Origin of the sequence: Immundisolibacter sp. (genome assembly GCF_050250495.1) — a bacterium.
In the GTDB taxonomy this organism is placed as follows: Bacteria; Pseudomonadota; Gammaproteobacteria; order Immundisolibacterales; family Immundisolibacteraceae; genus Immundisolibacter.
Window position 1 is genome coordinate 1 of sequence record NZ_JBFWOM010000043.1, and the last position, 5360, is coordinate 5360.

At 69.7% G+C, this 5360-nt stretch carries 4 protein-coding genes and 1 tRNA gene; 3 read left to right on the forward strand and 2 right to left on the reverse strand.

What is annotated here, in order from left to right:
• The coding region (locus AB7F93_RS13935; protein WP_428303514.1) for an adenylosuccinate synthetase at positions 1-840 on the forward strand (840 nt) is incomplete at its 5' end.
• A 32-nt stretch (positions 841-872) separates the two neighbouring features.
• Complete coding sequence (locus tag AB7F93_RS13940) at positions 873-1394, forward strand: phosphoribosyltransferase (RefSeq protein WP_428303515.1); 522 nt, start codon at positions 873-875, stop codon at positions 1392-1394.
• 59 nt (positions 1395-1453) lie between these two features.
• Here AB7F93_RS13940 and AB7F93_RS13945 read toward each other — a convergent pair.
• A tRNA-Leu gene (locus AB7F93_RS13945) sits at positions 1454-1538 on the reverse strand.
• A 25-nt stretch (positions 1539-1563) separates the two neighbouring features.
• Between AB7F93_RS13945 and rnr the strand changes: the two genes are divergently transcribed.
• Positions 1564-3816 (forward strand): ribonuclease R, encoded by a 2253-nt coding sequence (gene rnr, locus AB7F93_RS13950; RefSeq protein ID WP_428303517.1) that lies wholly within the window; start codon positions 1564-1566, stop codon positions 3814-3816.
• Between the two features lie 10 nt (positions 3817-3826).
• Here rnr and AB7F93_RS13955 read toward each other — a convergent pair whose 3' ends face one another.
• Entirely contained in the window at positions 3827-5314 is a 1488-nt protein-coding gene (locus AB7F93_RS13955) for an NAD(P)H-hydrate dehydratase (protein ID WP_428303516.1), read from the reverse strand.
• Positions 5315-5360 lie beyond the last annotated feature (46 nt).

Consider the following 5360-nt stretch of genomic DNA (forward strand, 5'->3'; position numbering starts at 1 on the left):
CGCTTCGCCGCCAAGCTGCGCGAACTGCTGGCGCTGCACAACGTGGCGCTGACCGGCTACCTGAAGTCGCAGGCGCTGGAGTTCCAGCCGATCTTCGACCACGCGATGAAGGTGGCCGAGCAGCTCAGGCCGATGCTGGCCGACGTGGGCTACAGGCTGCACACGATCAACCGGCGCGGCGGCAACATCCTCTTCGAGGGGGCGCAGGGCACGCTGCTGGACATCGACCACGGCACCTACCCGTACGTCACCTCGAGCAACTGCGTGGCGGGCAATGCGGCGGCCGGCTCGGGCGTGGGCCCGGACATGCTGCACTACATCCTCGGCATCACCAAGGCCTACACCACGCGGGTGGGCAGCGGGCCGTTCCCGACCGAGCTGCCGATGGACGAACCCGGAACGGTCGGCCATCACCTCTCCACGGTGGGCCAGGAGCGAGGCACGGTCACCGGCCGACCGCGTCGCTGCGGCTGGCTGGACGCCGCGGCGCTGAAGCGCTCGATCATCATCAACGGCATCTCGGGCCTGTGCATCACCAAGCTCGACGTGCTCGACGGCCTCTCGGAGATCAAGGTCTGCGTCGGCTACGAACTCAACGGCCGGCGCGTCGACATCCTGCCGCTGGACGCCGACGACGTGGCGGCCTGCGTGCCGATTTACGACACCTTCCCCGGCTGGAGCGAGACCACCTTCGGCGTGACCGAGTGGGACAAGCTGCCGCTGAACGCACGCCGCTACCTGGAGCGGGTGCAGGAGTTCATCGGGGCGCCGATCGACATGGTGTCCACCGGGCCGGACCGCGTGCACACCATCCTGCTCAAGCACCCGTACCGCGGCTGAACGACGCCTTTCACTGACCTGGAGCCCTGCGCATGCTGACCGACGACGGCAAACACCTCTACGTCTCCTGGGACGAGTACCACATGCTGACCGAACGCCTGGCGCTGAAGGTGCATGCGTCGGGCTGGGAGTTCGATCAGATCCTGTGCCTGGCGCGCGGCGGCATGCGGCCGGGCGACGTGCTCTCGCGGGTGTTCGACAAGCCGCTGGCGATCATGTCGACCAGTTCCTACCGCGCCGAGGCCGGCACGATCCAGGGGCGGCTGGACATGGCCAAGTACATCACGCTGCCCAAGGGCGAACTGGCCGGGCGCGTGCTGCTCGTCGACGACCTGGCCGATTCCGGTGTCACCCTCAAGGCCGTGGTGGAGCGGCTGCGCGGCATGCCCTCGATCACCGAGCTGCGCTCGGCGGTGATCTGGGTGAAGGGGGTGTCGAGCTACACGCCCGACTACTACGTCGAGATGCTGCCCACCAGCCCCTGGATCCACCAGCCCTTCGAGGAGTACGACGAACTCCGGCCGGAGGGCCTGGCGAAGAAGTTCGTCATCTGACGCCGCAAACGAAAAGGCCAGTGCGGTTGCACTGGCCTCTTGCGTCGATCTCTATCATCTGGTGCCCAGGAAGGGACTCGAACCCCCACGGTGTTACCCGCTAGTACCTGAAACTAGTGCGTCTACCAATTCCGCCACCTGGGCATTTCAGGAAGTCTTGGATCATATCATCAAAACAAACCAACACTCAACTCCCCCCGCCGTCGGCGCCGAACTGATGAGCGAAGTCGAGGGCACGGTGCAAGGGCACCGCGACGGCCACGGCTTCCTCGTTCGCGACGACCGCCAGCCCGACATCTATCTCTCCCAGCAGGAGATGCGCGCGGTGCTGCACCGCGACCGCATCCGTGCCCGCATCGTCCGCTACGACCGCAAGGGCCGGCCGGAAGGCCGCATCCTCGAGATCCTCGAGCGTCGCAAGTCGCCGATCATCGGCCGCCTGCTGCACGAGAGCGGCGTCTGGCTGGTCGCGCCGGAAGACAAGCGCTACGGCCAGGACATCATCGTGCCGAAGAACGCGATCGCCAACGCGACCGCAGGGCAGGTGGTGGCCATCGAGCTCACCGAGCCGCCGTCGATGTACTCGCAGCCGGTGGGCCGCGTGACCGAGGTGCTCGGCGAGATCGACGACCCCGGCATGGAGATCGAGATCGCGGTGCGCAAGTACGAGGTGCCGCACCGCTTCTCGCCCGAGACGCTGGCCCAGGCCGCGGCGCTGCCGGAGAAGATACGCCCGGCCGACCGCCGCCACCGCATCGACCTGACCGACGTGCCGCTGGTCACCATCGACGGCGAGGACGCCCGCGACTTCGACGATGCGGTCTACTGCGAGCCGGCGAGCATCGGTCGCACGAAGAAGCCCAACGGCTGGCGCCTGGTGGTCGCGATCGCCGATGTCAGCCACTACGTCAAGCCCGGCGAGCCGCTCGACGAAGATGCCTACGAGCGCGCCACCTCGGTGTACTTCCCGCGCCGGGTGATCCCGATGCTGCCGGAGAAACTGTCCAACGGGCTGTGCTCGCTCAACCCCGACGTCGAGCGGCTGGCCATGGTGTGCGACATGCTGGTCACCGCGGCCGGCGAGGTGCATGCCTACCAGTTCTTCCCGGCAGTGATCTGTTCGCACGCGCGCTTCACCTACACCGAGGTGGCGGCGATCCTCGCCAACACGCGCGGACCGGAGGCGGCACGACGCGCCGAACTGGTGCCGCACCTGCTGCACCTGCACGAGGTCTACCGCGTGCTGCTCAAGCAGCGTGTGCAGCGCGGGGCGATGGACTTCGAGACCACCGAGACGCAGATCGTCTGCGACGAGAACGGCCGCATCGAGAAGATCGTGCCGCGCACTCGCAACGATGCCCACCGGCTGATCGAGGAGGCGATGCTCGCTGCCAACGTCTGCTCGGCCGACTTCATCGCGCGCGCCAAGCACCCGTCGCTGTACCGCGTGCACGAGGGGCCGACCCCGGAGAAGCGCACGCTGCTGCAGAACTACCTCAAGGCGCTGGGCCTCGGCCTGTCGGTTAGCGAGGAGCCGCATCCGAAGGAGTTCCAGGCGATCGCCGCCGCCACCAAGGACCGGCCCGACGCCCTGCAGATCCACACCATGCTGCTGCGCTCGATGCAGCAGGCCATCTATACCGGCACCAACGCCGGCCACTTCGGCCTGGCCTACGAGGCCTACACGCACTTCACCAGCCCGATCCGGCGCTACCCCGACCTGCTCGTGCACCGGGTGATCAAGGCCTTGCTGACCGGCAAGCGCTACCACCTGCTCAGCGGCAAGTTCGAGGAAGCGCCGAAGGTGCGGCAGGCGGGAAAGGCCAAGCATGGACCCAACCAGGAGATGGAGCATTGGGAGGCAGCCGGCGCGCACTGCAGCGCCAACGAACGGCGCGCTGACGAGGCCTCGCGCGATGTCGAGGCCTGGCTCAAGTGCCGCTACATGCGCGAGCACTTGGGCGAGGAGTTCGCCGGCACGGTCAGCGCGGTCACCGGCTTTGGCCTGTTCGTCACGCTCGACGCACTGTACGTCGAGGGCCTGGTGCATATCACCGAACTCGGCGGCGAGTACTACCGCTTCGACGAGGCCCGCCAGGAACTGCGCGGCGAACGCAGCGGCATCCGCTACGCGATCGGCGCGCGGGTGCGCGTGCAGGTCAGCCGTGTCGACCTCGACGGCCGTCGGATCGACTTCCGCATGGTCCGCGAGGGCGAGGACGACGCCTCGCGCCTGCGGGCGCGGCGCGAGCGCGGTGCCTCGGGCGATGCGGGCGACGAACTGTCGCGCGTGAAGGCGGCCGACCGCGCCGCGAAAGCGGCGACCAAAGGCAAGGCGCGCGGCGGCAAGAGCGCGCACCCGGTCAAGGCGGCCAAATCCACGGCGCGAAAGGCCGCCTCGCGCGGCAGCAAGCGCCGCTGAGGCCGGCGCCTCAGCGGTGCGCCATCCGCTCGATCAGATCGGCGGCGCGCAGCACAGGCGCACCGGCGGCCTCGGCCGCAGCGCCATGCCACCACACGGCGCGCACGGCGGCTTGCCAGACCGCTTTCAGCGGATCAGCCGCCTGGCTTTGCGCCCATTCGGCGCCCAGCCAGCCGGCCAGCACGTCGCCGGTACCCGCGGTGGCCAGCGACGCATTGCCGCTGGCGTTGACGTGCGGCGTGCGGCCGGGTGACGCGATCACGCTGCCGGAGCCCTTGAGCACGACCACGCAGCCGAACTGATCCGCCAGGCGCCGCCCGGCCGCCAGTCGATCGGCCTGGACCTCGGCAACGCTGCAGCCGAGCAGGCGTGCGGCCTCCAGCGGATGGGGTGTCAACACGGTCGCCTGGCGCCGCGCAGCGCGTGCGGTGAGCTGATGTTGCAGTGCTGCGTCCGCAGCGATGGCGTTGAGAGCGTCGGCGTCGAGCACCAGCCGCACGCAGCTGCCCAGCAGCGCGGGCAGCACGGCGCGCACGGCATCGCCGCCGCCGCAGCCGCACACGACGGTGCTTGCTGCCAGCGTTTCCCGGTCGACACGGTGGCTCCAGCCGGGACGGAGCATCAGCTCGGGCCGGCCGGCGTCGAGCGCCGGCGCGGCCGGGTCGAGCATCTCGACGAACACGCGCCCGGCGCCGGCGGCCAGGGCCGCGCGGCTCGCCAGCACGGCGGCGCCGGTCATGCCGTGCGCGCCACCGATCACCGCCACGTCGCCGAAACTGCCCTTGTGCTGCGCGTGTCGGCGTGGCGCGGCCAGGCTGGTCTGGCTACCGCCGAGCCATGCGATGGGTTCGTCAGCGGCGGCGTCGACGCCGAGATCGTCGAACCACACGCTGCCGGCGTGATCTCGACCGGTCGCGGTGAACAGTCCCGGCTTGAGCGTGAGCAGGCTCAGCGTGTGCGTGGCGCGAACTGCCATGCCGAGCGGTTGCCCGGTGTCGGCCGACAGGCCGGAGGGCAGGTCGATGGCCAGTACCGGGCACGGCAGGGCGTTGAGCAATTCGATGGCCGTGCGAAGTGCGCCTTCAGGGGCCCGGCTGGCACCGATGCCCCGCAGCGCATCGATGGCGAGGTCGCGGTCGCCCGGTGGCGTGCCTGCGTCGGCATGGACGGGTACGCCAGCATCGCGCGCACGTGCCAGCGCGTCGATGGCGTCGTCCGCCTGAGGCTCGCCGAGCAGCATCACCTCGACGTGCTTGCCGGCCTGCTGCAGGCGAATGGCGGCGTCAAGCCCGTCGCCGCCGTTGTTGCCGGTGCCGGCCACCACGCGGATGGTGCGCGCGTGCGGCGCCACGGCCAGCGCCAGGCGTGCCACCGCCTCGCCGGCGCGCCGCATCAGGGCGTGTGTGGGCAATCCGGTCAGCGCCCGGGCCTCGATGTCGCGGGTACGGGCGACGTCGAAGAGCGGCAGGTCGGGCGTGGAGGAGTCGATTCGGCGCATCGGGGTCGAGCGTATCAGCGCAGCCGCTCGATCCCCAGGCCGGCGA